The following is a 23,771-nucleotide window of genomic DNA, read 5'->3' as shown; positions in this document are numbered from 1 at the left end:
CTTTATAATCAGATGATAATGATTACGATTAAAGGGTGGAGTTGACGGGTAACATGAAGAAATTAAATGTTGGAAAGAACCTTTTTATTCTAGGGTTAATAAGTGTTGTGTTGATAACTGGGTGTGGAAGTAAATCGAATAATAGTATGGTTGAAGGCAAGGTAAATGTAATGACAACATTTTATCCAATATATGAATTTGCCCAAGCGATCGGTGGAGAGAATGCTAATATTGTTAATTTAATTCCAGCAGGAATTGAACCTCATGATTGGACACCGAAAAGTCAGGATATTTTAAGTACTTCGAAGGCGCAGTTATTTTTGTACAATGGAGCTGGTTTAGAAGGTTGGGTGCCTGACTTTCTAAAGGGTCTTAATAAAGATAGTGAAGTGAAGGCTGTGGAAGTAAGCCAAGGAGTAGACCTTATTGAATCTGAAGAGGATCATGAGCATGATCACGGCGAAGAAGGCAATGAAGAGATTAGTGATCCAAACGTCGAACAACATCATATTGATCCGCATACGTGGGTTAGTCCTAAATCAGCACTTGTGATGGCTGCCAATATTAAGGATAGCTTCATTGAGGTTGATCCGGAGAATGAGAGTCAATACGAGCAAAGATATCAAGAATTAAATGATAAATTATTAGCATTAGATAGTAAGTTTACAACCGAATTATCTAACTTATCGAAGAGAGAAATTGTAGTCTCGCATCAAGCCTTTGGGTATTTGACACGTGATTATGGATTGACGCAACATGCGATCATGGGTCTATCAGCAGATGCTGAACCACGTGCACAGGATATTATCAATCTAGCTAATCTAGTACAAGAAGAAGGTATCAAATATATCTTTTTCGAAGAATTAGTGTCTGATCGACTGGCGAAGACTTTGGCTGCCGAAGCTGATGTTGATACAATGGTACTCAATCCGGTTGAAGGCTTAACGAAAGAGCAACAACAGAATAATGAGAATTACTTTACTTTGATGGAGAAAAATTTGCAAAATTTAATTATAGCTTTAAAATAAAGATAGAACTTAACTTAGAAGGGCGGAGTACTTATGAAGTCACTGGCGGCCCAAGATTGCCATCAACATATTATTGAAATTGAGAACGTATCTTTCTCATATAGGAATCAAAAGGTATTATCTGATGTGAACTTTATTGTGAAAGAACGTGACTTTGTAGGAATTATTGGTTCTAATGGAGCAGGAAAGACTACCTTGATGAAATTAATCGTGGGTCTACTCCCTATGGAAAAAGGAAATATTAATTTATTCGGTCAACCCATTCATTCATTTAAGGATTGGGAACGTATTGGGTATGTTCCTCAGAAGAATAATTTCAATCCCCTATTTCCAGCTACGGTTCGTGAAGTGGTTCTCTCTGGGATGTACAATAATAAATCACTCTTCCGCCGTGTGAGCCGCTCTATGCAACAACAGTGTGACGATGCATTAGAAGTGATGCGTATACAGGATATTGCGGGCAAACGTGTTGGGGAACTCTCTGGAGGGCAACAACAACGTGTATTTTTGGCACGTGCACTCGTTAACCATCCGGATTTACTCGTATTGGATGAGCCTACGGTCGGGATTGACGCTGAGACACAGGCGAGTTTTTTTGAACTGATTACCCATATGCATGCACATCATCATATGACTTTTTTAATGGTATCCCATGATTTGGATATGATCGAAGGGTATTTGGGGACAACACCTGTACAGAAGAACGGTAATATAAATTTGTTCGTCAGACATTCTCATGACCTGCAGAATTGTGCAGAGAATAATTTAGAACATTCTTTATCAATTAATTGATGGAATTAGCTTAAGGAGTCGTTAATATTGCCACTTGAAATATTATTTAGTGATTTTTTTCAACGAGCGCTTGCGGGTGGAATATTGATAGGAATAACTGCCCCTCTCATCGGAATATTTCTGGTGCTACGCAGACTTTCCATGATTGGAGATACCATAGCGCACGTCACCATAGCTGGTGTCGCTTTAGGTTTCTTGATTGAAGTGTACCCATTAGGTGTGGGACTCGTATTTGCTATCTTAGCCTCTTTTGCTATCGAGAAATTACGTAAAGCTTATAAAAGTTATGCGGAACTTTCCATTGCGATTATAATGTCAGGAGGCGTGGCCTTGGCTTCGCTCTTTTTTACGTTAGGAATGGGATACAATACCGACGTTATGAGTTATTTGTTCGGTAGCATATACACATTGGATTTGATGGATTTATATGTTGTTGGAGGGGTTACAGTTGTTGTTGTACTAGTTGTATCTTTATTCTTCAAGGAATTCTTCCTATTGAGCTTCGAAGAAGATGCAGCAAGTGTAAGTGGATTGCCTGTTAAGTTGCTCAATATGTTGATAACGATTCTTACAGCACTGGTGGTTAGTACAGCGATCAAGATTGTGGGGGCTCTATTAGTATCCGCTTTGCTAACGATCCCAGTGGCCATCAGTTTACTCCTTGCTCGGAGCTTTAAAGCTTCTGTAGTATGGTCTGTAATTATTGCTGAAATTGCTGTTGTCATAGGACTCGTGGTTGCAGGAATTTGGAATCTTGCACCAGGTGCTACCATTGTCTTATTGTTAATAGCGATGTTAGTGATGACGTTGCTTGGTAAAAAAGGACGATCAATATAGGAGGTGCCAGATGTCGGATATTACTGTCCCATTAGCATTTATTGCAGGTTTTGCTTCTTTTATTTCGCCATGTTGTCTGCCACTATATCCATCCTATCTATCGTATATAACGGGCATGTCAGTACATCAACTAAAGACTGAGCAGAATAAAAAGGAAGTACGTTTTCGGACATTAACTCATACGTTGGCCTTTATTCTTGGATTCTCTGTTGTATTCTACACGCTTGGAATCGGGGCAGGATTTTTTGGAGACTTTTTTTCAGACAACAGAGGTTTAATTAGGCAATTATCTGCTATCTTGATTATGTTGATGGGGCTCTTCTTATTAGGTGTGATTCAACCTAAGTTCTTGATGAAAGAACGGAAGATGGATATAAAATTTAAGCCGGCAGGTTATATCGGCTCATTTATATTTGGTATTGGTTTCTCCGCAGGTTGGTCTCCATGTATTGGTCCTATTCTAGCAGCTATTATTGCTATGGCTGTTAGTGAACCTGGGGCATGGTTTCCTTTGATCACAGCATATACAGTGGGATTTGCGATCCCGTTCTTTATTCTTGCTTTTTTTATTGGATCTACGAAATGGATCCTGAAATATTCTAATCTTATGATGAAAATCGGCGGCATACTGATGCTATTGATGGGAATTCTATTATTTACAGATCAAATGTTTCGAATTACGATATGGCTTCAACAATTAACACCAGAATGGCTGAAGTTCTGATGAATGGAATAAGCTATTAGGCAGGGACTTGCCAATTGTATTATGTAACAGGTATCATTACATAAGCGGGAATTCGGAGTAAGGCTTCATGTTTTTTAGAGAAGGATCATTAGGCCAAGAAGATTTGGCTTCTGAACCGTAAAGAGAAAAGAGGGGAACAAGATGCCAACGCCTAGTATGGAGGATTACTTAGAGCGCATCTATAAGCTGATCGATGAGAAAGGTTATGCGCGTGTTTCGGATATTGCTGAGGGGTTAGAAGTCCATCCTTCATCAGTTACGAAAATGATCCAGAAATTGGATAAAGATGAATATCTTATTTATGAGAAGTATCGTGGACTTATACTGACTTCAAAAGGTAAAAAAATCGGAAAGAGGCTTGTTGATCGTCATGAATTGTTAGAGGAATTCTTGACTGTGATCGGTGTCCAACAAGAGAATATTTATGCTGACGTCGAAGGGATCGAGCACCATTTAAGCTGGGATTCTATTACTCAGATCGAGATTTTATTAGAATATTTCCGTCGGGATGAGCAACGTATTCAGCAGTTACGTGATGTACACAAGGAATTAGTTAGCGATTCGTAAGCCAAGCATCTGTCGCCCCCTCAGAGACAGATGCTTTTTCCTTTTATAGGAATAAATTTCATAATTACGCAAACCTATTTAAGTTGCATAGGGGATTATGAAATTGATTCAGGGACTATCATATCATTCATTTATTGTGGAGGTTATTAGAAATGAAATTAAGTAAACGATTGTTGTGGGTTGTCATCATGATCCTATTGTTTCCAGGGTTAATTCCTTCAGCTGAAGCACAGAGCAGCAAGAATATCCGTATTATATTAGATGGAGTTCAACTTACGAGTGACACAGCACCTTATGTTATCCCTAAGTTGAACATCACAATGGTTCCTCTTCGAGTGATTAGTGAAGGATTAGGTGCTGTGGTTACTTGGAAACAAAGTACAAAAACGGCAATCATCGAGAATACTTCCAACTTCATTCAACTTACGAATGGTAAAACGACAGGATTAGTAAACGGTGCGACTGTATCGTTGGATGCTTCTGTACAAAGTAGAAATGGGCGTATCATGGTACCACTTCGTTTCGTTGGAGAAGCGCTTGGATTACAAGTGAACTGGAATCAGGCTGATCAAAGCATTACATTAATTAGAGATGTTGTGAGGCCGGATCTTGGAAGTGATGGTGGTAATGGAAATAATGGATCACTTCGTGGATCATGGGTATCTACTGTATATAATTTAGATTGGCCATCATCGACTTCATATGGAGATATAGAGAAACAAAAAGAAGAGTATATCAAACTGATCGACAACCTACAAGCTATTGGATTGAATTCTATTTTCGTACAGATTCGCCCTGCAGGAGATGCACTCTATTCGTCGATGTTGGTACCGTGGTCTAAGACTTTAACTGGAACTCAGGGGATGGATCCAGGGTATGACCCTCTTCAATTTATGATTGATGAGACTCATGCAAGGGATATGGAGTTCCATGCCTGGTTTAATCCATTTCGTGCCAATACGGATTTAAATACGTCAACTTTAGCAAGTAATCATATCGCGATAGAACATCCTGAGTGGGTATTGAATACCAAAAGTCAGCTCATTATTAACCCTGGTATTCCCGAGGCACGTGCGCATGTGATTGAAGTTATTATGGAAGTCGTAAACAAATATAATATTGATGGTGTTCATCTTGATGATTATTTCTATCCAACAGGTGGTACCATTGACGATGACAGCACTTACGTAACATATAATTCAAATCATATAGCTACAAAAGCTAATTGGCGTCGTGATAACATTAATCAATTTATTCAGCAATTAAATCAATCTATTCATTCTGTTAAACCACAACTTTCTTTTGGCGTTAGTCCATTTGGAGTATGGCGGAATGATGCTACTGACCGTACGGGTTCAGATACTAAAGCAAGCATTACTTCTTATGATAATTATTATGCTGATGTACGAACTTGGATACAGAATAGCTGGGTTGATTATGTGGTACCACAACTTTATTGGAGTCTATCCAATGCCAATGTAAGGTATGATACATTAGTGAATTGGTGGGTTAACGAAGTAGAGGGAACAGATGTGGAACTATATATTGGTCATGCACCATATAAATTAGGAACGACTGAAATAGGCTGGCAGAATGCTCAAGAAATTATTAATCAATTAAAATATAATGCGAAGCAGCCGGAAGTGAAGGGAAGTATTTTCTTTAGTGCCAGACATCTTCTGAATAATCCGCTGGAGTTGCTTCCTGCACTGACGACATATTATCATCAATAATCATGATTGTAGTCATGAACATTCCCCCGTACTCATAAGTAACAATATATGAGAGAACGGAGGAATGTTTATGTTAATTAATGCGGTTTTTGAAGGAGGCGGTGTAAGAGGAATCTCTCTTGCGGGTGCTGTCCAATCAGCTGAACAAGCAGATGTAGTCTTTCAAAAGCTTGCTGGGACTTCTTCAGGCGCTATAGTAGCCTCGCTATTGGCTGCTGGATATACATCAAAGGAAATGAAAGAGATCATTCAGCAGATGCCATTTTCATCTTTTCTAACTAGGTCACCTGTGTTTAATACTAAATATATCGGTCCTCCTTTACGAGTAATGTTGAAAAAAGGACTATATTCAGGTGAGGCACTTGAACAATGGATTCGACGTATTTTAATGAAAAAAAATATTTCTAAATTCTCCGATCTTCCTTCCGGGAAGTTACAAATTATTGCATCGGATATCACGAATGGACGAATATTGATTATACCTGATGGATTACGGGAATATGGGATTAACCCAGATACGTTCGAAATAGCTAAGGCGATAAGAATGAGTACTAGTATTCCTTATTTCTTCGATCCTGTGATGCTCAGATTACGTGGGACAGCTGCTCGTGGGAAATCTTTTTCAGAGCAATTTATCTATATTGTTGACGGAGGATTACTTAGTAATTTCCCATTATGGTTATTTGATAATGATAAATCTACAACTACAGGGTTATCGATCCCCACGATTGGATTCCAGATGGTAGGTAAGAATGAAGGTGTACCTCGCCGAATTCGAGGCCCATTCAGTATGCTTCAAGCGATGGTTGAGACGATGTTATCAGCCCATGATGAACGATATATCGAGCAAGATAAAAGTTTTCGGACGATTAAGATTCCTACTCTAGGCGTCACTACTACAAATTTTCATATAACGAAGGAAGAAAGTATGTCATTGTTCGCATCAGGATATGAGGCAGGAAATAAGTTTTTTGGCCATTGGAAGGGTTGATGGTAAGGTGTTGTAAGTGAAAAAGCAGGCAATCGCTGAAATCCCTTAAGATTTAGCGATTGCCTGCTTTTTATTTTACTGGTATAGAAAAGTTTAATGATATTTAGGTGTATCGTCATCCTGCTTTCCTTTTTGTCCTTCAATGACTTGAAAAGGATAATTTTTATGTTTTTTTGATGATATACCCGATGAGTTTTTCTTGATTCCAGAAACTTTTTCCATCGTTTTGAGAGATGGTTTCACCTTGGGATAAGCCTTGGAACGTTTAGGTTGATAAAATCTAAATAGTAGAAATATGACAATGAACACGACGACAGGGATGAGCAGACCCTTTAATAATATGAAACCCTCTAATACGATATCGCTTAACAATCCTAAGGCTGCTAATACGATTACTGTCCACGTGACAAAAGATTGAATCTTCATCGCATCCTCATCCTTTCACAGCATCTATGACTCCGTTTCTGATCGAGGAATTCACTTTAGACTTCTCAAGTTCAACATCGAGTTCTCTCATGCGGTTAAAAGAAGCAATAGAAACTTCTACTTGTTCATCTAAAGGTTCCTTAGTAGTGAGTAGTTGTAACCATAGTCCAGGGTAGCCGAGATACCGTAAAACGGGAGTTTCTCTTAAGGCATTCGTGAGCTTCAAGAATTCAAAGGAAACGGCAATCACGACAGGTAATAAAATAATACGTTGCATAACACGATCCAACATATTATCCCATGGTACGAGTGAATAGATAAGAACGCCCAACACGATGGTAAGCATCATAAAGCTACTACCACAACGATAATGTAGACGGCTATGCTTCTGTACATTAGCGACTGTCAATTCATCTCCTGCTTCATAGGTAGATATAACTTTATGTTCTGCACCATGATATTGGAATAGTCGCTTTACAACGGGAGTTAAGGTAATCGCCCAAAGATATACAAGTAACAGTGTAAGTTTGATAACACCTTCTACTAAGTTATGCAGAATATAGTTATCAAACAACCCACCGAATATGAAGTCTTCAAGAAACACCGGTACAAGTGTAAAGATTAGCTTACTAACGATAAAAGAGAGCACACCAACTGCAGCAACACCAATCATCATCGATAAACTTAATCCGGATTCTTCTTTTTCTTTCTGCTTGGTACGTTCTTCTGGGTCAATCTCATCATCTGCATAGGCATCTGCTGAGTAATTCAAGTGTTTGGATCCCTTAGCACTAGAATCTATAATACTGACAACACCACGAATAAGAGGGATTTTACGCAGTTTCTTCACCCAGGATTTATCCTCACGAGGAACTTCTAAAAAAGTAATTTCATTGCTTTTCCGTCTTACTGCGGTGACATTGATATTTTTTCCGCCAAACATTACGCCTTCTATGACAGCTTGGCCACCATAACTGACAGTACTAGAATCTTGAGGCAACCATTTCACCATCCCTAAGTTGGTTTATTTTAATTCTATTGTATAGAATTTTAGCACCAATATCTAGTTTCATTGCTTACCAACAATAATTCATAAGGATATTGTGGTTTACTCACACATGATATGTACATACTATGCATTGAGTAAAATGGAGTATTAGTCATATCGTGAGGAGGACTTGGTCATGAATCAACATCAAGAGAAGAATAATACATATACCAGCGTGATTCCTTTTGCAATAGAGTTGGGTTTCTTTGCAGGTTTATTTTGGGGGACGATACATTGGTTTTTTTATGTTTTGAAATTTACGAAGATTATTCCAGCATATTTAGTAGAACCTTTTTTTAAACATGAGTTTTTAAATAGTGGTGCGGGACATCTTATAGGTTTATTAGCTTTTATTGTATTTTCAATTTTGGTTTCTATGCTTTATGTATCATTGTTTCGAAAGATGAATGGACCCTGGCCAGGAGTGATTTATGGAATCATATGGTGGCTACTTGTCTTTATGTTGTTTGGTCCGTTGTTCAATATGGTCAAGCCACTATCAGCTCTGACTGCTACGACAATTATCAGCGAATTTTGCTTATATCTTTTGTGGGGATTGTTTATAGGCTATACGATTGCCATGGAATTTACAGATGAAAGAATGAGAGAACCTAACGAAGTGGAGAGTTGATGTCGAAATAACTTCTCAAGAGCATATTTCTTATGGTAAAATAGCAGATGGTTATTTGATAATAAGGGTGGGAATATCATTTTGACAACGATATGGGTGATTAATGGACCGAACCTCAATCTTTTGGGAGTGAGAGAGCCTGGAATTTACGGGTCACAAAACTTACATACAATTGAAGATAACATTCGGAAACAAGCAAGTGTTCTAGATGTGAATGTTGCTTTCTATCAATCAAATCATGAAGGCGTCATGATCGATTGGATTCATGAAGCTATGGGAACGGCAGATGGAATTATTCTTAATCCTGGAGCATTGACTCATTATAGTTATGCAATACGCGATGCAATTAGTTCTGTACGCATTCCAACAGTAGAGGTACACTTATCCAATATTCACTCAAGAGAGCCTTTTCGACATACGTCTGTGATTGCCCCAGTTGCCATTGGGCAGATTGCTGGATTCGGTGCAACAAGCTATGAACTTGGATTGATTGCACTGTTACGGCATTTGGAAGATCAGGGACAGTAGTATGTTGCTCTCCTTAGTAGTGTTAGAAAGGGAGATCGCATCATGGGAAATTTAAGAGTACTTAAGTTGAGAGAAGTTATGCAAAAGATGAACCTAGAGGCTGTATTTATAACAAGTTCCATTAATCGTCGTTATTTAACAGGATTTACTGGTTCATCAGGATATGTTCTGGTTACGTTATCTAATGCATACTTACTAACAGATTTCCGTTATATGACTCAAGCTCAACAACAAGCAAAAGGCTTCACAGTTGTCGAACACGGTATTCGCGTCATAGATAATGTGAAAGAGTTATTAATTAGCAGTAAAATAGATCAACTTGGTTTTGAACAAGACGATGTGTCTTATAGCGCCTATAGTACCTATAAGGAGCAGTTACAGCCTGAGATTAATTTGGTTCCTGTTAAGGGTTTAGTTGAACAACTCCGGATGTTCAAAGACGAGGAAGAAATGAAGATCATGCAACGTGCAGCAGATCTCGCTGATGACACATTCAGTTATATTTTGGGTGTTGTGAAACCGGGTATGACAGAGCGTGAAGTTGATCTAGCCATGGAATTTTATATGCGTAGTCATGGTGCAACATCATCTTCTTTTGATACCATTGTTGCTTCTGGTGAACGTTCTTCAATGCCACATGGTGTAGCAAGTGAACGTGTTATTCAAGGGAATGAATTGATAACCTTCGATTTCGGTGCATTACTCGATGGATATTGTTCGGACGTAACACGTACAATTGCCTTAGGAAATCCGAAACCTGTATTGAAAGAGATCTATGACATTGTGCTTGAAGCACAACTTCATACACTCACCAATATTAAATCGGGGATGACTGGGCGTGAAGCGGATGCACTTGCTCGTGATATCATTACCAAATATGGATATGGAGATCAATTCGGACATAGCACGGGACATGGCTTAGGTATGGAAGTCCATGAGTCTCCACGGCTTTCTAAGTTGAGTGATGACATCTTACAACCTGGTATGGTAGTTACGGTTGAACCAGGTATCTATTTACCGGGAATTGGTGGTGTTCGTATAGAGGATGATATCCTTATTACGGAGACAGGTATTGAAATTCTAACGCATAGTAGTAAGGATTACACTGTACTAAATAGTTAATAGTTTTATCTAATTTTGAAGAAGTACCGCTATATAAAAAAACTTAAGCGTATGCTTTCGATGCTAGTTTTTTTATCGTCGTATAATCAAAGAAGTACCGCTATATAAAAAAACTTTTGGAGGTTATCATTTATGATATCAGTAAACGATTTTAAAACAGGATTAACGGTGGAAGTTGAGGGTGATATATTCAGCGTTATCGATTTCCAACACGTAAAACCAGGTAAAGGTGCAGCATTTGTTCGTTCTAAATTGAAGAACTTACGTAATGGTAACACGGTTGAACGTACATTCCGTGCAGGTGAAACAATTGGACGTGCTATTATTGAGAACCGTCCGGTTCAGTATTTGTATGCTAGTGGACAAGAGCATGCTTTCATGGATAATGAAACATATGACCAATTCACTTTAACTAGTGATCAACTTAAATGGGAATTGAACTTCATCAGAGAAAACATGAATGTCAATATTGTTAGTTACCAAGGTGAAATTCTAGGTATTAACTTACCGCATAGTGTTGAACTTAAAGTAACTGAAACAGAACCTGGTGTTAAAGGTAACACAGCTCAAGGGGCTACTAAGAATGCTACAGTAGAAACAGGTCTTGTTGTACAGGTTCCTCTATTCATTAATGAAGAAGATGTTTTATTGATTGATACACGCGACGGTAAATATATTTCGCGCGCCTAATCAACAAATGCAAGAAGTTGGATAGATTCTTATTTTGCCCTCCTGCGCTTATGGCGAGGGAGGGTTTTTATTCAATGAATACAAGAAAACATTGAGAAATCTGTTGCTTTAGTATTATACTGTTTTAAAGCATAACAGAGTGTTCATGTGATATTGAGTGGGGAGTGAATCAAAGTTGTCACTGTATGTAATGAAATTTGGTGGTAGTTCTGTTGGTAATACGGAACGTATGCAACGTGTTGCTAAGCGTATTGTTGAGAAACAAGATGAAGGTCATCAATGTGTGGTTGTAGTCTCAGCTATGGGAGATACCACGGATGATTTAATAGATCAAGCTAAGTTATTGAATCCAGATCCACCAGCAAGAGAAATGGATATGTTAATGACAACAGGTGAACAGATATCTATGGCCCTGTTATCGATGGCTATTCATCAACTTGGCCGTGAGGCTGCTTCATTTACTGGATGGCAAGCTGGTTTCCGTACGGAGTCCGTCCATGGAAAAGCAAGAATAATAGATATTCTGCCTGGTCGTGTTCAGGAAGCGCTACGAGCAGGGAAAATTGTTGTAGTTGCCGGATTCCAAGGAATGACGGAAGATGGAGAGATTACGACATTCGGCCGTGGAGGTTCTGATACAACAGCAGTGGCTTTAGCAGCTGCGATTAGTGCGGATGTATGTGAAATATATACAGATGTAGATGGTATTTATTCTACTGACCCACGTATTGTAAAGTGTGCAACTAAGCTTAAGGAAATATCTTATGATGAAATGCTTGAGCTTGCGAGTCTGGGAGCAGCTGTCCTTCACCCCCGTGCCGTAGAGTATGCGAAACATAATAAGGTTCGCCTTGTTGTTAGATCAAGTTTCAATAATAATGAAGGTACTGTTGTTAAGGAGGAAGCAACCATGGAACAAGGTGTCGTAGTTAGTGGCATAGCTTATGATAAGAATGTTGCTCGTATTAGTATTCTGGGTGTATCGGATACCCCAGGAGTGCTTGCAGAAGTATTTGGTGAATTGGCTAGAGCAGAAATAAATGTTGATATCATCGTGCAGAGCGGCGTGCAGAATGGTGAAGCAGACTTCTCATTTACGGTATCACTAGCTGAATGTGATAATGCAGTAGCGGTAATTAACAATCTTAAAGGTCATCTTCCGTATCGTGAAGTGACTTCGGAAGATGGACTAGTGAAGATATCTATTGTAGGTGCAGGAATGATTAGTCATCCTGGAGTTGCAGCTCAGATGTTCGATGTGATATCTAAACAAGGTGTAAGCATCAAAATGGTTAGTACATCCGAGATCAAAACTTCATGTGTCATCAATGGTGATAAATTAAATGAAGTCATTAAAGCACTTCATACAGCTTATAATCTTGATGCAGAAGATCAAGTGTTTGTTGGTGGCCCGCAAGATCGCCGATAATCTAAATGAAGTTATCATTTGTGAAATAATATATTTAGAGCCTAACGATTAATCTATCGTTAGGTTCTTTTTTATTGTTTTTGAAAGATTCTTCTAAACTCTACACCTAAAAAGAGAGATTTGTGCATACCTTAGGTTAGGGGTGTGAAATGAAAGGAGGTTGTTAATCTTGGATAAATTCGTAGCCAGCATGGCAAGCTTACGTGTCATCTCCGGAAGCATTGAAATCGCAGCTGCACTATTCATGTTAAAGGTTGGACAAGTAGATAAGGCGCTTACTATTAATACTACATTAGCCTTAGTTGGACCGACCGTTTTGATCCTTACAACGAGCATTGGATTGATAGGGATGGCGGATAAGTTATCTTGGGCGAAAATGACTTGGATTCTGTTGGGAGTTGCTTGTCTCTTAATTGGTATTCTAAAAAAATGATAGACTCCGTGGTCATAAAAGTGGAGTACAAGCATACATATGAGGTAAGAAAACATCGAGCGGACTCTATTGACCGCATAATGCTTCCGAAGTATTTTTGTTACACAAAAATTGTAGGAGGGGTCTTCATGAAATTGAATTGGTTGGAGCTATTTCCAGAGCCGATCAAGTCGCTCCTTGAACAACTACCAACCTCCATTCTAGATCGATTGGAAGAAGTTCGCATACGAGAAGGACGACCTCTTGAGATTAATGCTGCTGGAGAACATCATTTTGTGACATTGGGTGGGAAATTGACATATCGTGTCGAGGAATCGTACAAGCCAATTAGAGAGGATAGTCATCGACTATTAGATAGGATAAGCAATCACTCCCTTTACACCATGGAAGAGGAGTTACGCAAAGGATTTATTACGATACCTGGTGGTCATCGCATCGGTTTAGCTGGCAGAACAGTTCTAAGTGGTGGGAAAGTGGAACATTTACGAGATATTAGTGGTTTTAATATTCGGATTGCTAAGGAAATACGTGGGGCAGCAGATGGCATTCTTCCACATATGCTAGATAAGAAAGAGAAGAGAATAAAGCATGCATTGATTCTTTCTCCACCCCAACATGGCAAAACGACTTTGATACGGGATATGGCGAGACAGATTAGTAATGGTCGATATGGGAATGCCAATGTGAAGTGGTCAGGAATGAAGGTTGGAATTATTGATGAACGCTCAGAGATTGCAGGGAGTATTCGTGGTGTGCCTAGTTTCGATGTAGGGGCAAGAACAGATGTTATGGATGGCTGTCCCAAGGCAGAAGGAATGATGATGATGATCCGATCTATGTCACCTGAAGTCTTACTCGTTGATGAGATAGGCCGCACTGAAGACGCTGTAGCCATCACAGAAGCGCTGCATGCGGGTATATCGGTCATAGCGACAGCGCATGGTTCTTCTATTGATGAACTTTCACAACGCCCAGCATTAGCCAGTCTAATAGAGAATCAGATGTTTGAAACCTATATCATACTTAATCGTATCGCCGGCAACATGAACTATCATATCTTTGATCGACAACAGCGCTCCATTCAATTATCTTTGCCGAATCAAAAGGGTGTAGATGTCTATGGTTAAGCTAATAGGAATGCTGATTATCGTGCTCTCTGGAACCTTAGCTGGTATAAGCAAAGCTAGACAGTTCGAGAACAGACCTAGACAAATTCGCGAACTCATTCTTGCAATGCAGCGACTAGAGACTGAAATATCATATGGATATACACCATTACCTGAAGCTCTTGATAAAATGGGAGCGCAAATGCGCGAACCATTGAAATCCTTTTTTCAAAATGCGGCCCAATATATGAATGCCCCCCATGGATTAACAGCTCAAGAGAGTATACAACAAGCATTAAATAACCATTGGAAGCATACTTCTATGAAATCATTAGAAATGGACGTGCTCCACCAACTTAGCTATACGTTAGGTACAAGCGATCGGCAGGATCAGATCAAACATCTTGCATTAGCTGCACAGCAATTGAAACATGAAGAAACGGCAGCGCGGGAGGAACTAGAGAAATACGGGAAATTAAGCAAAAACTTAGGTTTTCTAGTTGGAATACTGGTTGTTATTTTGATCTTTTAGCGAGGTGCAGGAAATGAATATAGATGTGAACGCCATCTTCCAGATTGCGGGAATCGGTATCATCATCGCCATGATTCACACAGTGCTCAAGCAGATGGGGAAAGAAGATATGGCTCATTGGGTGACGCTTATCGGTTTTGTTGTGGTCCTGTTCATGGTTGTTCGAATGCTTGATGACCTGCTGCAAGAGATCAAGTCTATTTTTCTATTCCAGTAGGAGAGTCATTATGGAAATTATACAAGTTGTTGGGCTCGGGTTGATATCTACGATTCTAATTCTAATTATTAAAGAACAGAAGCCCATTTTTGCTTTTCTGTTAACGGCATCTACTAGTATTCTGATATTCCTGTTCTTGATTGGAAAGATTGATACTGTGATTCGTGAATTAGAAAACATGGCAGAATCAGCTGGAGTTCAAATGATATATTTGAAGACTATTCTCAAAATCATTGGTATTGCTTATATTGCTGAATTTGGGTCCCAGATCGTAAGGGATGCAGGGCAGGAGAGCATCGCATCCAAGATCGAACTGGCAGGGAAGGTGCTTATTATGGTACTTGCTATACCGATCATTGGAATCATCATTGAAACAGTCATGAAGCTGCTGCCTACCTAAGAAAGTGGGATATAACCATGTTAGGAAGCTACCGTTCTCCAGACGTGAAAAATATAAATTTATTTGTAATGATCCTATTCTTTCTGCTGATAGGGGGAGGTGACGTTTACGCTGAATCTCCAGCGAATACTCTCATACAACAGCAGGCTGATAACTTGCCAAAAGATCAGGTGGAAAGTTATTGGGATCAATTGATGAAAGATTACGGTGGTTTTTTTCCTGATCAGAAAACCCCTTCCTTTATGGATATATTACTTCCTGGTGGTGAAGGTTTTGGCATCAAGAATATATTGAAAGGTTTAACTTCCTACTTCTGGCATGAAGTGCTATACAACGGAAAGCTTCTAGTATCCATTGTGATGCTAAGTATTATGAGCTTAATACTGGAGACCTTGCAGACTGCCTTTGAACGAAATAACGTTAGTAAGGTTGCCTACTCCCTATGTTATATGGTCGTTATGGTCATTGCAATTAATAGTTTCTCCGTAGCCATAGGTTACGCAAAAGGTGCGATCAATCAAATGATTGATTTCATGATGGCTATGCTACCACTGTTATTCTCCTTACTAGCATCTATGGGGAATATTGTGACCGTATCGGTTACGCATCCCTTAATTGTGTTTATGATTCATACCGTTGGAGCGGTGGTTCATACGACAATATTTCCACTTCTATTTTTCTCAGCATTACTACACATTGTGAGCTCCTTGTCTGATAAATATAAACTGACGCAGTTGGCTAATCTATTGCAAAAAATTAGTGTTGGGTTGTTGGGGATATTATTAACCATTTTTCTAGGTGTCATTTCAGTTCAAGGAATCACAAGTTCCGTGACAGATGGAGTGACCATTCGTACAGCAAAATATGTATCTGGTAGTTTCATCCCAGTCGTTGGCAAAATGTTCGCAGACGCAACAGATACGGTGATTTCTGCTTCGGTATTAGTTAAGAATTCAATCGGCTTGGTAGGCGTCATCATTATCCTGTTCTTGTGTGCCTTTCCAGCCATTAAAATTCTAACTCTAGCACTAATTTATCAACTGGCAGCAGCCGTTTTGCAACCTCTAGGGGATACTCCCATCGTGACTTGCTTACAGACGATAGGTAAAAGCATGATCTTTGTATTTGCAGCTATGGCGGTTGTTGGATTAATGTTCTTTCTGGCAATTACGATCTTGCTGATGGCTGGCAATATAACGGTCATGATGAGGTGATGAAGGGAGAGATGCTATGACTTGGTTAAACGAATGGATAAAAGAAGTCATTATGATTGTACTTCTGGCTACGTTTGTTGATCTTATTCTCCCCAGCCGATCCATGGAACGTTATGTCAAGCTTGTTCTCAGTCTGCTTATACTGCTCACTTTGTTGCAGCCAATTATTAGTCTATTTACGGATTCACCTGAAATGAAATTGAGTGCGGCTTTTCAGAATCAAGATACCAATGCAGCACAATTCACGAATGGGAAAGAGACGACATTACAACAAATTTTATCCCAAGGTGAGAAGATAGAACATCAACAACAAGGTCAGAGTCTGCTATGGGCTGGTGAAGAGGTTGCAAGACAAATGAAGCAACAAATCGAAGAGAAGATCTCTAAACAAGTGCAAGAAGTAAAGGTTGCACTCGAGTTACCTTCAACGAATGAGGTAAATGAACCAGAATCACCATACATCATATCTGTTGATGTCGTGCTACAACTCGAAGTGGAAGATGAACTGGGAAAGTTAGATGATCGTCAAGATCAGGAGTTGTCAACACCTATCGCTATCACTCCCATCGCGCCAGTAAAGGTGGAGGTCGATATGAAACCTATAGATAGTAAGAATAGTTATTCTGAGGACGATAGATCTGTGAATAATTCGTCAGTTGAGGGATTAACGCAACAGATCGAAGGGGCAGAAGATATTCAACAATTACTTAGTAATGAGTGGAATTTAAAAACAGAACAAATTCGTGTACTAGTCGTTGGAGATTCCAAAGTGTAAAGGGGGTGATGGGTATTGGGGAAATGGTATAAGAAAATAGAGCAATGGGTAGGTGGGAGCAATGGAGGATCCGGAAGAATATCGGCTTTTCGTTGGCTGATTATACTAGGGTTGGTAGGTGTAGCAATTGTGTTATTCAATTCCTTTGTCAATGTGAAAAAGGTGGAAAATGAGAATATAGGCAGAGAACCACCAAGCTCAATGTTAACTCAAGAAACATTCCAAAATGCAGAAGAGCAGTTGGATTCCTTTGGAAATATTGAAGGGATATTCGAAAGTAACATCAAAGATATTTTAGAAAAAATAGTCGGAGTGGGTACGGTAGATGTATTAGTTACAGTTGATTCTACAGAAGAAATTGTCATTCAGCGGAATGTGAAAGATACCCAACAAACATCGGAGGAAAATGACTCCAATGGCGGCAAACGAAGTACAACCCAATATACCCGTGATGGTGAAATAGTAACTTATGAATCTTCAGGAAGCGAAACTCCAATCATTACGAAAAAAGTTAAGCCACAAGTTAGGGGGGTGCTAATCGTTGCTAAGGGGGCAGAGAACCAAGTAGTTCGAAATCTAATTGTTGATGCTGTAGCCAAAGGATTAAATGTACCCAGTTACAGAATTTCAGTCGTACCACGTAAACAAGAATAAAGGTACACCACTTTTCAAGAAAACGAAGGAGGAAATTAGGAATGAATAATAAAAGACAAACAATATGGTTAGTATCCATGCTCAGTTTGATGGTGATATTATCAGCTTATTATCTTTTCACAGAAGATTCGGGTACTTCAACAGTTCCAATTGCTGATAGCCAACAGGTTGTAGAGCAGCAAACAATTGATAATGAGGAATTAGTCATTACTGAAGTGGTCACGGAAGGTGAAGCAAGTGATCCCACAAAAACTACAGACGTAGCTGATGTAGCAGTGCCTGAAGTAGAAACACCTGAAGTAACAGCTCCTGAAGTAACAGCTCCTGAAGTAACAGCTCCTGAAGTAGCAGAAGTTAAGCCTACAGAGCAAGTGTCAACAGATACAGCGCAAGTAACCGAGAGCAAAAGTGATGATGAAGTGCTAAAAGAAGTTGCTTCGCAAGCGGTATCGGGCAGAAGTGCTCTGGACTCATATCAATGGGAACGTAAAGAAAACAACATGAAAAAAGAGAGCGAACTATATGTAATGATAGATAATCAGCAAAGTACACCAGAAGAATTAGCAAAAGCAAATGATGAATTGAAAAGTTTAGAAGAAAAAGAGTCCATTATAACAGGAATCGAAGAGGAGCTTCATCAACAATACGATGAAGTTGTGGTTAAAGAGGAGAATAATGAGTATGAAGTGTTGGTGTTGACCGAAAAATTGGATGTGAAACAGGCTGTAAACATCGTGGAACTGGTAATGAAAGAATTAAATGTTTCTCAAAATAAGGTGAGTGTGAGAAATGTTGCTCCATAAACTATCCAATAATCCCTAAAATAGTTTAATATTATAAAGAGCCCAACTAGGTCTGGGCTCTTTCCATTTCTTTCGTTTGTGATATAATACATATCTGTATATGTGTGCATGTCATATGCTATGCGGTTTTGAAAGCTGAAGGAGTGAATTGAAAATGTTTAAGTTGAGTGAAATTAAGGAATTGATCAAATTATTAGATGAATCTTCTGTTCATGAGCTAGAGATTGAAGAAGAAGGTAGTCGTCTATCTATTCGTAAACCTGGGCAAAAGGAAGTCATTAACGTTCAACCTTCCATACCACAGATTCATCCAACGACCCCTCTACATGTGCAACAAACAACTTATGGATCTGATCAAGGTACGGCTACGGTTGTACAACAAGTCGAAGTAGATTCGAAATCATTATTACATAAAATAGTATCCCCAATGGTGGGAACATTCTACAGAGCTGCATCTCCTGAAGGAGCTCCTCTAGTGAGCAAAGGAGATAAGGTAGATTCTAAATCAACGGTATGTATTATAGAAGCTATGAAATTAATGAATGAATTGGAAGCAGAAGTAAGAGGCGAAATTGTTGAAGTATTGGTTGACAATGGCCAATTGGTAGAATTCGGACAGCCATTATTCTTGGTAAAACCTGAGTAAAATATTTAAAATAAAGTAAATGCTTTCGAAGTGAGTTTTCCTTCGGATAACTAAGTTTATGCTTCCGGAGAAAGTTTTCCTTCGGAAACCTTTTAAGGGGATGATACCTGCAATGAAATTTCATAAAATACTCATCGCGAACCGAGGAGAGATTGCGGTTCGTATTATCCGAGCGTGTCGGGAACTTGATATATCTACAGTGGCCGTATATTCAGAGGCAGATAAAGAATCACTTCATGTCCGTCTAGCAGATGAAGCTTATTGTATTGGACCGGTTTCGTCAAAAGATAGTTATCTTAATGTTGCCAATATTATGAGTGTTGCCACGCTAACAGAATGTGATGCGATACATCCTGGATATGGTTTTTTAGCTGAAAATGCAGATTTTGCAGAGATATGTGAATCATGCAATATTACTTTTATCGGACCATCCGCAGATGCAATAACTAGAATGGGTGATAAATCGGTTGCTAAGTTGACAATGAAGGAAGCAGGGGTACCCGTAATACCTGGTTCTGATGGAATTGTTGACAATTTGGATGAAGCAATAGTCATTGGTCGGGAAATTGGATATCCGTTGATCATCAAAGCAACTGCTGGTGGTGGAGGCAAGGGTATTCGTATTGCTGAGAATGAAGATGAATTAATTAAACAGATTACGGCGGCGCAACAAGAAGCTCAGAAATCTTTTGGTAATGCTGGTGTGTATTTAGAGAAATATTTAACTGGAATGAAACACGTGGAAATTCAGATTATTGCTGACAATTATGGTCATGTAGTGCATTTGGGTGAGCGTGATTGTTCGGTTCAACGTCGCCGACAAAAATTGCTAGAAGAAGCTCCATGTCCTGTGCTCTCACCTGATGTACGTGAACGGATGGGTGAAGCAGCTATACGGGCTGCAAAGTCAGTTCAATATTCAGGTGCAGGAACACTCGAATTTCTCCTAGGAACTGATGAACAGTTTTATTTCATGGAGATGAATACACGTATTCAGGTTGAACATCCTGTAACTGAAATGGTAACTGGCGTCGATCTTATTAAGGAAATGATCGCTATTGCTGAAGGTCAATCACTTTCCTTCACGCAAGAGGACATTTCTATCAATGGTTGGGCTATTGAATGTCGAATTAATGCAGAAGATCCTGAGAAGAATTTCATGCCGTGTCCAGGTGAAATAACGTTCTACTTGCCCCCAGGAGGTCCTGGTGTGCGTATAGATAGTGCGGCTTATCAAGGTTACAGTATTCCTCCATACTATGATTCAATGATTGCGAAGTTAATTGTATGGGCGCCAACGCGTCGAGAAGCAATTGCGAAGATGAAACGTGCTCTATCTGAATTTACAGTTGAGGGAATTCAAACGACGATTTCTTTTCATCAAAAACTTCTGAATCATCCGACATTTATTGAAGGGGATTTCGATATCAAATTCCTTGAAGAAAATGATATTTGATAAACCTTTATTTGTCTTAACGAACCCTAAATGATATAGTATTAATATCAATTTTTACGTGCCTGATTAACGATATGTAACTTTATTGTTGTCAGATAATTTACTTGGAGGGTGTGACGAATTAATTATGAGTACATTACCGACTGAGTTTGAACGTACGGATATCGGTGAAATCAAGATTGCTCCTGAAGTGATTGAAGTGATCGCAGGATTGGCTACAGTTGAAATTAGTGGTGTAGCAGGTATGAGTGGTGGATTTGCTGGCGGGATTGCGGAACTTCTTGGCCGAAAGAATCAATCCAAAGGTGTGAAAGTAGAAGTAGGGCAGAAGGAAGCTGCCATAGATGTATCTGTCATTATTGAATATGGTTATCGTCTACCAGAAGTAGCTGCTCAAATTCAAAGTAATGTAAAACGTTCGATTGAGAACATGACAGGTCTGAGTGTGGTCGAAGTTAATGTTCATATTCATGATGTTATCTTCAAACAAACAGAGAAGAATGAAGAGGTTGATTTTAGCCAACGTGTTAAATAACTGATGATTGGCATCTAAACCCCCGACGGTTCATGTCGAGGGTTTACTATAATTTTTGGGAGGTAGGATTGTTTCGTGGCTAAAATACTTGATAGAATTTTGCTGTTTTTCTATAGCTTGGTTATCGCTATTCTTTCTATAGCTGCAATCCTTCATCTTAGTGGTGTGTTAGAAGTATCAACGAATTGGATTAAAGAATTAGACTATGGTGTGTTTATTACAGCGATCGTTGTATTAGTTATATTATTTCTTCTTAGTCTTCGCTTTTTCTATGTTTCTATCCGTAAAGATCGAGTTAAAATTCCATCAATTGATCAAAGGACAGAGTTTGGTGATATTCAAATTTCTGTGGAAACGATCGAGAATCTATGTCTTAAAGCGGCGTCAAAAGTTCGTGGTGTTAAAGATTTGAAGTCCCGTATCAGAGTAGTCCAAGCAGGAATTGATATCGAAATTCGCGCTATTGTAGATGGGGAATATTCTATTCCAGATTTATCGTCCGATATTCAGAAGCAGATTCATGATTATTTGCAAGAAACTACGGGTATTCCTGTGGCCAATGTATCTGTATTTATAGCTAATGTCGCACAATCACCAAGCTTTAAGAGTCGAGTGGAATAGAGGTGGATTTCCCGATGCACTGGAAAGAAATGTGGGAGAATCACAGTGGGAAAATTATAGGAAGTCTTAGTGGTATTATATTAGGAATTGTTTATTTGATTTCAGGTTTTTGGGATATGTTGTTCTTTGCATTAGTAGTGTTCATAGGATACACTTTCGGTAAAAGAAAAGACTTGCAACAAGGATCTTTGTTTCATTGGAGAGAAATTGTGCAATGGTTATCGAAACAGTGGCGCCCTTTTAAATGAGCCCTAAGATATGCTTTCTCCGGAAGAAGAGCTGCAGCTATGCCAGGCCAATTTTTGGAGAAAGTGTTCTTGGGTTTTTTTTGTGAATATTAAGAAAGCATAAGTTCTACATTATACTTTGTTAATAGTTCATCAAAAAGCACAACCGAGGCCTGAAATACAATTAGGTTATATTGTTTATGAGATCAAGAGAGGGACGGGATAATTATGAAGAGACGTATAGCAAGAGAGATCGTGGTACAAAGTTTGTATCAAATGGAAATGAATTTGGTAGAAAGTGATGAGGCTGTAACTACTTTATTAGAAGAAGCCTCTGAAGAGAACGAGACTGAAAGAGTAATTAAAGATGCAGTCAAGCTGAAGGAATACGTATTAAAATTAGTTAATGGAACATGGAGTAACAAAGTGGCGATTGATGAATTACTTGGTCATTATTTAGTTGGATGGCAGATTAGTCGTTTATCCCGTGTAGATCGTCAAATATTACGTTTAGCTACTTATGAAATGATCTATCAAGAGGATGTTCCAGCTAAAGTTGTCGTGAATGAAGCTATTGACCTTGCTAAACATTTCGGAACTGATGATTCTGGGAAATTCGTAAATGGTGTTCTTGGGAATATGATTGGTGATATTGAGGAACTTAAAGAAAAACGTCAATAGAATTATATTTATATACTTAATTTGAGGAGAGATGATGATGACAGCAATGATTATTAGCGGTAAACAAATATCAGATGAAATCCGTAGTTTCATGATAGAGGAAGTGAAGGATCTTGTAAGAAAAGGGGTTACCCCAGGACTTGCTGTCATACTAGTGGGGGAGGATCCTGCTTCTCAAGTGTATGTTCGCAATAAAGAGAAAGCTTGCCATGATTTAGGTTTCTACTCCGAAGTACATCGTCTGCCTGGAGATACATCCCAAGAGAATTTGTTGGCATTAGTCAATAAACTTAATCATCAAGAGAGTATCAATGGGATTTTAGTTCAATTGCCTCTTCCTAGTCACATTGAGGAGAAGGCTGTTATTAATGCAATCGCTGTGGAAAAAGATGTAGATGGATTCCATCCTGTTAATGTCGGAAACTTGGTCATTGGGGATGATAGTCTTCTCCCTTGTACTCCAGCAGGTGTTATAGAACTTATAAAGCGTGCTGGAATTGAAATATCCGGTAAGCATGCAGTAGTTATTGGTCGGAGCAATATTGTTGGAAAGCCTGTATCATTATTGCTTCAACGTGAGAATGCAACCGTAACGATGTGTCATTCTCGCACTGCTAATATGGCTGAAATTGCACGACAAGCTGATATTCTAGTTGTAGCTATTGGACGAGCTAACTTTATAGATGCAAGTTACGTGAAGCCTGGAGCAGTAGTCATTGATGTTGGAATGAACCGTTTAGATAATGGTAAATTGGCTGGAGATGTTGATTTTGAGAGTGTTAAAGAAGTATCTGGACCGATCACACCTGTACCAGGTGGTGTTGGACCGATGACGATTACTATGCTAATGAAGAATACGTTGATCGCTGCTAAACGGCATCACCGATTGTCATAAAGGGGTCTG

At 39.0% G+C, this 23,771-nt stretch carries 30 protein-coding genes; 28 read left to right on the top strand and 2 right to left on the bottom strand.

Annotated features, from left to right (window positions below):
- The first annotated feature begins 53 nt into the window (after positions 1-53).
- From LPB68_RS04165 to LPB68_RS04135, 7 genes are all read left to right on the top strand, one after another.
- A complete protein-coding gene (locus LPB68_RS04165) occupies positions 54-1,028 on the top strand; it encodes a metal ABC transporter solute-binding protein, Zn/Mn family (RefSeq protein ID WP_068657604.1) in 975 nt (324 codons plus the stop codon).
- A 33-nt stretch (positions 1,029-1,061) separates the two neighbouring features.
- A complete protein-coding gene (locus LPB68_RS04160; RefSeq protein WP_068657606.1) occupies positions 1,062-1,820 on the top strand; it encodes a metal ABC transporter ATP-binding protein in 759 nt (252 codons plus the stop codon).
- Positions 1,821-1,847: 27 nt separating this feature from the next.
- Entirely contained in the window at positions 1,848-2,657 is an 810-nt protein-coding gene (locus LPB68_RS04155) for a metal ABC transporter permease (RefSeq protein WP_068657608.1), read from the top strand.
- Positions 2,658-2,667: 10 nt separating this feature from the next.
- The gene (locus LPB68_RS04150) at positions 2,668-3,381 is read left to right on the top strand and encodes a cytochrome c biogenesis CcdA family protein (RefSeq protein WP_068657610.1); all 714 of its coding nucleotides are present in this window, start codon (positions 2,668-2,670) and stop codon (positions 3,379-3,381) included.
- Between the two features lie 162 nt (positions 3,382-3,543).
- Positions 3,544-3,969, top strand: coding sequence for a transcriptional regulator MntR (gene mntR / locus LPB68_RS04145; RefSeq protein WP_068657612.1), 426 nt, complete (start codon positions 3,544-3,546; stop codon positions 3,967-3,969).
- Between the two features lie 152 nt (positions 3,970-4,121).
- The gene (locus LPB68_RS04140) at positions 4,122-5,702 is read left to right on the top strand and encodes a family 10 glycosylhydrolase (RefSeq protein WP_068657614.1); all 1,581 of its coding nucleotides are present in this window, start codon (positions 4,122-4,124) and stop codon (positions 5,700-5,702) included.
- 70 nt (positions 5,703-5,772) lie between these two features.
- A complete protein-coding gene (locus LPB68_RS04135) occupies positions 5,773-6,693 on the top strand; it encodes a patatin-like phospholipase family protein (protein ID WP_068657616.1) in 921 nt (306 codons plus the stop codon).
- Positions 6,694-6,786: 93 nt separating this feature from the next.
- Here the strand turns inward: LPB68_RS04135 and LPB68_RS04130 are convergent, their stop codons facing one another.
- Together LPB68_RS04130 and LPB68_RS04125 are read right to left on the bottom strand one after the other, a co-directional pair.
- Positions 6,787-7,119 (bottom strand): hypothetical protein, encoded by a 333-nt coding sequence (locus LPB68_RS04130; RefSeq protein ID WP_068657618.1) that lies wholly within the window; start codon positions 7,117-7,119, stop codon positions 6,787-6,789.
- 7 nt (positions 7,120-7,126) lie between these two features.
- Positions 7,127-8,119 carry a DUF1385 domain-containing protein gene (locus tag LPB68_RS04125; RefSeq protein WP_068657620.1) on the bottom strand — a complete coding sequence of 331 codons (993 nt, stop codon included), beginning with the start codon at positions 8,117-8,119 and terminating at the stop codon, positions 7,127-7,129.
- Between the two features lie 184 nt (positions 8,120-8,303).
- Here LPB68_RS04125 and LPB68_RS04120 point away from each other — a divergent pair, with 184 nt between their 5' ends.
- The 21 genes from LPB68_RS04120 to folD all read left to right on the top strand — a co-directional run bounded on the left by LPB68_RS04120 (position 8,304) and on the right by folD (position 23,762).
- Positions 8,304-8,798: a YqhR family membrane protein gene (locus LPB68_RS04120; protein WP_068657622.1), complete on the top strand. Its 495-nt coding sequence runs from the start codon at positions 8,304-8,306 to the stop codon at positions 8,796-8,798.
- Between the two features lie 81 nt (positions 8,799-8,879).
- Positions 8,880-9,326: a type II 3-dehydroquinate dehydratase gene (aroQ, locus tag LPB68_RS04115; RefSeq protein ID WP_068657624.1), complete on the top strand. Its 447-nt coding sequence runs from the start codon at positions 8,880-8,882 to the stop codon at positions 9,324-9,326.
- A 42-nt stretch (positions 9,327-9,368) separates the two neighbouring features.
- Entirely contained in the window at positions 9,369-10,448 is a 1,080-nt protein-coding gene (locus LPB68_RS04110; protein WP_068657626.1) for a M24 family metallopeptidase, read from the top strand.
- 132 nt (positions 10,449-10,580) lie between these two features.
- Positions 10,581-11,138, top strand: coding sequence for an elongation factor P (gene efp, locus LPB68_RS04105; RefSeq protein ID WP_068657628.1), 558 nt, complete (start codon positions 10,581-10,583; stop codon positions 11,136-11,138).
- A 175-nt stretch (positions 11,139-11,313) separates the two neighbouring features.
- Positions 11,314-12,567: an aspartate kinase gene (locus LPB68_RS04100; protein ID WP_068657630.1), complete on the top strand. Its 1,254-nt coding sequence runs from the start codon at positions 11,314-11,316 to the stop codon at positions 12,565-12,567.
- 166 nt (positions 12,568-12,733) lie between these two features.
- The gene (locus LPB68_RS04095; protein WP_068658645.1) at positions 12,734-13,000 is read left to right on the top strand and encodes a YqhV family protein; all 267 of its coding nucleotides are present in this window, start codon (positions 12,734-12,736) and stop codon (positions 12,998-13,000) included.
- A gap of 128 nt (positions 13,001-13,128) precedes the next feature.
- The gene (spoIIIAA, locus tag LPB68_RS04090; RefSeq protein WP_068657632.1) at positions 13,129-14,127 is read left to right on the top strand and encodes a stage III sporulation protein AA; all 999 of its coding nucleotides are present in this window, start codon (positions 13,129-13,131) and stop codon (positions 14,125-14,127) included.
- Positions 14,120-14,638, top strand: a complete 519-nt coding sequence (spoIIIAB, locus tag LPB68_RS04085; protein WP_068657634.1) for a stage III sporulation protein SpoIIIAB — start codon at positions 14,120-14,122, stop codon at positions 14,636-14,638. Before spoIIIAA ends, spoIIIAB begins: the two co-directional genes overlap by 8 nt.
- A 13-nt stretch (positions 14,639-14,651) precedes the next feature.
- Positions 14,652-14,855, top strand: a complete 204-nt coding sequence (gene spoIIIAC, locus LPB68_RS04080) for a stage III sporulation protein AC (RefSeq protein ID WP_068657636.1) — start codon at positions 14,652-14,654, stop codon at positions 14,853-14,855.
- Positions 14,856-14,865: 10 nt separating this feature from the next.
- Positions 14,866-15,255 carry a stage III sporulation protein AD gene (spoIIIAD, locus tag LPB68_RS04075; protein ID WP_068657638.1) on the top strand — a complete coding sequence of 130 codons (390 nt, stop codon included), beginning with the start codon at positions 14,866-14,868 and terminating at the stop codon, positions 15,253-15,255.
- Positions 15,256-15,272: 17 nt separating this feature from the next.
- The gene (gene spoIIIAE, locus LPB68_RS04070; protein ID WP_068657644.1) at positions 15,273-16,469 is read left to right on the top strand and encodes a stage III sporulation protein AE; all 1,197 of its coding nucleotides are present in this window, start codon (positions 15,273-15,275) and stop codon (positions 16,467-16,469) included.
- A gap of 16 nt (positions 16,470-16,485) precedes the next feature.
- A complete protein-coding gene (gene spoIIIAF / locus LPB68_RS04065) occupies positions 16,486-17,244 on the top strand; it encodes a stage III sporulation protein AF (RefSeq protein ID WP_068657646.1) in 759 nt (252 codons plus the stop codon).
- Positions 17,245-17,259: 15 nt separating this feature from the next.
- Entirely contained in the window at positions 17,260-17,898 is a 639-nt protein-coding gene (gene spoIIIAG / locus LPB68_RS04060; RefSeq protein ID WP_068657648.1) for a stage III sporulation protein AG, read from the top strand.
- 41 nt (positions 17,899-17,939) lie between these two features.
- Positions 17,940-18,701 (top strand): SpoIIIAH-like family protein, encoded by a 762-nt coding sequence (locus tag LPB68_RS04055; RefSeq protein ID WP_068657650.1) that lies wholly within the window; start codon positions 17,940-17,942, stop codon positions 18,699-18,701.
- Positions 18,702-18,855: 154 nt separating this feature from the next.
- Entirely contained in the window at positions 18,856-19,347 is a 492-nt protein-coding gene (accB, locus tag LPB68_RS04050) for an acetyl-CoA carboxylase biotin carboxyl carrier protein (RefSeq protein WP_068657652.1), read from the top strand.
- A 112-nt stretch (positions 19,348-19,459) separates the two neighbouring features.
- Entirely contained in the window at positions 19,460-20,803 is a 1,344-nt protein-coding gene (accC, locus tag LPB68_RS04045; protein ID WP_068657654.1) for an acetyl-CoA carboxylase biotin carboxylase subunit, read from the top strand.
- A 127-nt stretch (positions 20,804-20,930) separates the two neighbouring features.
- The gene (locus tag LPB68_RS04040) at positions 20,931-21,338 is read left to right on the top strand and encodes an Asp23/Gls24 family envelope stress response protein (RefSeq protein ID WP_068657656.1); all 408 of its coding nucleotides are present in this window, start codon (positions 20,931-20,933) and stop codon (positions 21,336-21,338) included.
- A 75-nt stretch (positions 21,339-21,413) separates the two neighbouring features.
- Complete coding sequence (gene amaP / locus LPB68_RS04035) at positions 21,414-21,959, top strand: alkaline shock response membrane anchor protein AmaP (RefSeq protein ID WP_068657658.1); 546 nt, start codon at positions 21,414-21,416, stop codon at positions 21,957-21,959.
- Between the two features lie 14 nt (positions 21,960-21,973).
- Complete coding sequence (locus LPB68_RS04030; protein WP_068657660.1) at positions 21,974-22,207, top strand: DUF2273 domain-containing protein; 234 nt, start codon at positions 21,974-21,976, stop codon at positions 22,205-22,207.
- 207 nt (positions 22,208-22,414) lie between these two features.
- A complete protein-coding gene (gene nusB, locus LPB68_RS04025; RefSeq protein ID WP_068657664.1) occupies positions 22,415-22,867 on the top strand; it encodes a transcription antitermination factor NusB in 453 nt (150 codons plus the stop codon).
- A gap of 37 nt (positions 22,868-22,904) precedes the next feature.
- The gene (folD, locus tag LPB68_RS04020) at positions 22,905-23,762 is read left to right on the top strand and encodes a bifunctional methylenetetrahydrofolate dehydrogenase/methenyltetrahydrofolate cyclohydrolase FolD (protein ID WP_068657666.1); all 858 of its coding nucleotides are present in this window, start codon (positions 22,905-22,907) and stop codon (positions 23,760-23,762) included.
- The last annotated feature ends 9 nt before the right edge of the window (positions 23,763-23,771 follow it).

The organism is Paenibacillus crassostreae (genome assembly GCF_001857945.1).
GTDB lineage: Bacteria > Bacillota > Bacilli > Paenibacillales > Paenibacillaceae > Paenibacillus_AQ > Paenibacillus_AQ crassostreae.
Note: the sequence above shows the minus strand (reverse complement) of the source record. Positions and strands in the feature narration are given on the sequence as shown.

What these genes read in the sequence shown, in the direction of transcription:
- spoIIIAD (WP_068657638.1), top strand. Translation starts at nt 14,866, where the DNA reads ATGGAAATTATACAAGTTGTTGGGCTCGGGTTGATATCTACGATTCTA.
- spoIIIAA (WP_068657632.1), top strand. Translation starts at nt 13,129, where the DNA reads ATGAAATTGAATTGGTTGGAGCTATTTCCAGAGCCGATCAAGTCGCTC.
- LPB68_RS04165 (WP_068657604.1), top strand. Translation starts at nt 54, where the DNA reads ATGAAGAAATTAAATGTTGGAAAGAACCTTTTTATTCTAGGGTTAATA.
- spoIIIAF (WP_068657646.1), top strand. Translation starts at nt 16,486, where the DNA reads ATGACTTGGTTAAACGAATGGATAAAAGAAGTCATTATGATTGTACTT.
- folD (WP_068657666.1), top strand. Translation starts at nt 22,905, where the DNA reads ATGACAGCAATGATTATTAGCGGTAAACAAATATCAGATGAAATCCGT.
- LPB68_RS04130 (WP_068657618.1), bottom strand. Translation starts at nt 7,119, where the DNA reads ATGAAGATTCAATCTTTTGTCACGTGGACAGTAATCGTATTAGCAGCC.
- LPB68_RS04120 (WP_068657622.1), top strand. Translation starts at nt 8,304, where the DNA reads ATGAATCAACATCAAGAGAAGAATAATACATATACCAGCGTGATTCCT.
- mntR (WP_068657612.1), top strand. Translation starts at nt 3,544, where the DNA reads ATGCCAACGCCTAGTATGGAGGATTACTTAGAGCGCATCTATAAGCTG.
- LPB68_RS04150 (WP_068657610.1), top strand. Translation starts at nt 2,668, where the DNA reads ATGTCGGATATTACTGTCCCATTAGCATTTATTGCAGGTTTTGCTTCT.
- LPB68_RS04160 (WP_068657606.1), top strand. Translation starts at nt 1,062, where the DNA reads ATGAAGTCACTGGCGGCCCAAGATTGCCATCAACATATTATTGAAATT.
- LPB68_RS04040 (WP_068657656.1), top strand. Translation starts at nt 20,931, where the DNA reads ATGAGTACATTACCGACTGAGTTTGAACGTACGGATATCGGTGAAATC.
- spoIIIAB (WP_068657634.1), top strand. Translation starts at nt 14,120, where the DNA reads ATGGTTAAGCTAATAGGAATGCTGATTATCGTGCTCTCTGGAACCTTA.
- LPB68_RS04030 (WP_068657660.1), top strand. Translation starts at nt 21,974, where the DNA reads ATGCACTGGAAAGAAATGTGGGAGAATCACAGTGGGAAAATTATAGGA.
- accC (WP_068657654.1), top strand. Translation starts at nt 19,460, where the DNA reads ATGAAATTTCATAAAATACTCATCGCGAACCGAGGAGAGATTGCGGTT.
- efp (WP_068657628.1), top strand. Translation starts at nt 10,581, where the DNA reads ATGATATCAGTAAACGATTTTAAAACAGGATTAACGGTGGAAGTTGAG.
- LPB68_RS04140 (WP_068657614.1), top strand. Translation starts at nt 4,122, where the DNA reads ATGAAATTAAGTAAACGATTGTTGTGGGTTGTCATCATGATCCTATTG.
- LPB68_RS04110 (WP_068657626.1), top strand. Translation starts at nt 9,369, where the DNA reads ATGGGAAATTTAAGAGTACTTAAGTTGAGAGAAGTTATGCAAAAGATG.
- LPB68_RS04135 (WP_068657616.1), top strand. Translation starts at nt 5,773, where the DNA reads ATGTTAATTAATGCGGTTTTTGAAGGAGGCGGTGTAAGAGGAATCTCT.
- accB (WP_068657652.1), top strand. Translation starts at nt 18,856, where the DNA reads ATGTTTAAGTTGAGTGAAATTAAGGAATTGATCAAATTATTAGATGAA.
- spoIIIAC (WP_068657636.1), top strand. Translation starts at nt 14,652, where the DNA reads ATGAATATAGATGTGAACGCCATCTTCCAGATTGCGGGAATCGGTATC.
- spoIIIAE (WP_068657644.1), top strand. Translation starts at nt 15,273, where the DNA reads ATGTTAGGAAGCTACCGTTCTCCAGACGTGAAAAATATAAATTTATTT.
- nusB (WP_068657664.1), top strand. Translation starts at nt 22,415, where the DNA reads ATGAAGAGACGTATAGCAAGAGAGATCGTGGTACAAAGTTTGTATCAA.
- LPB68_RS04055 (WP_068657650.1), top strand. Translation starts at nt 17,940, where the DNA reads ATGAATAATAAAAGACAAACAATATGGTTAGTATCCATGCTCAGTTTG.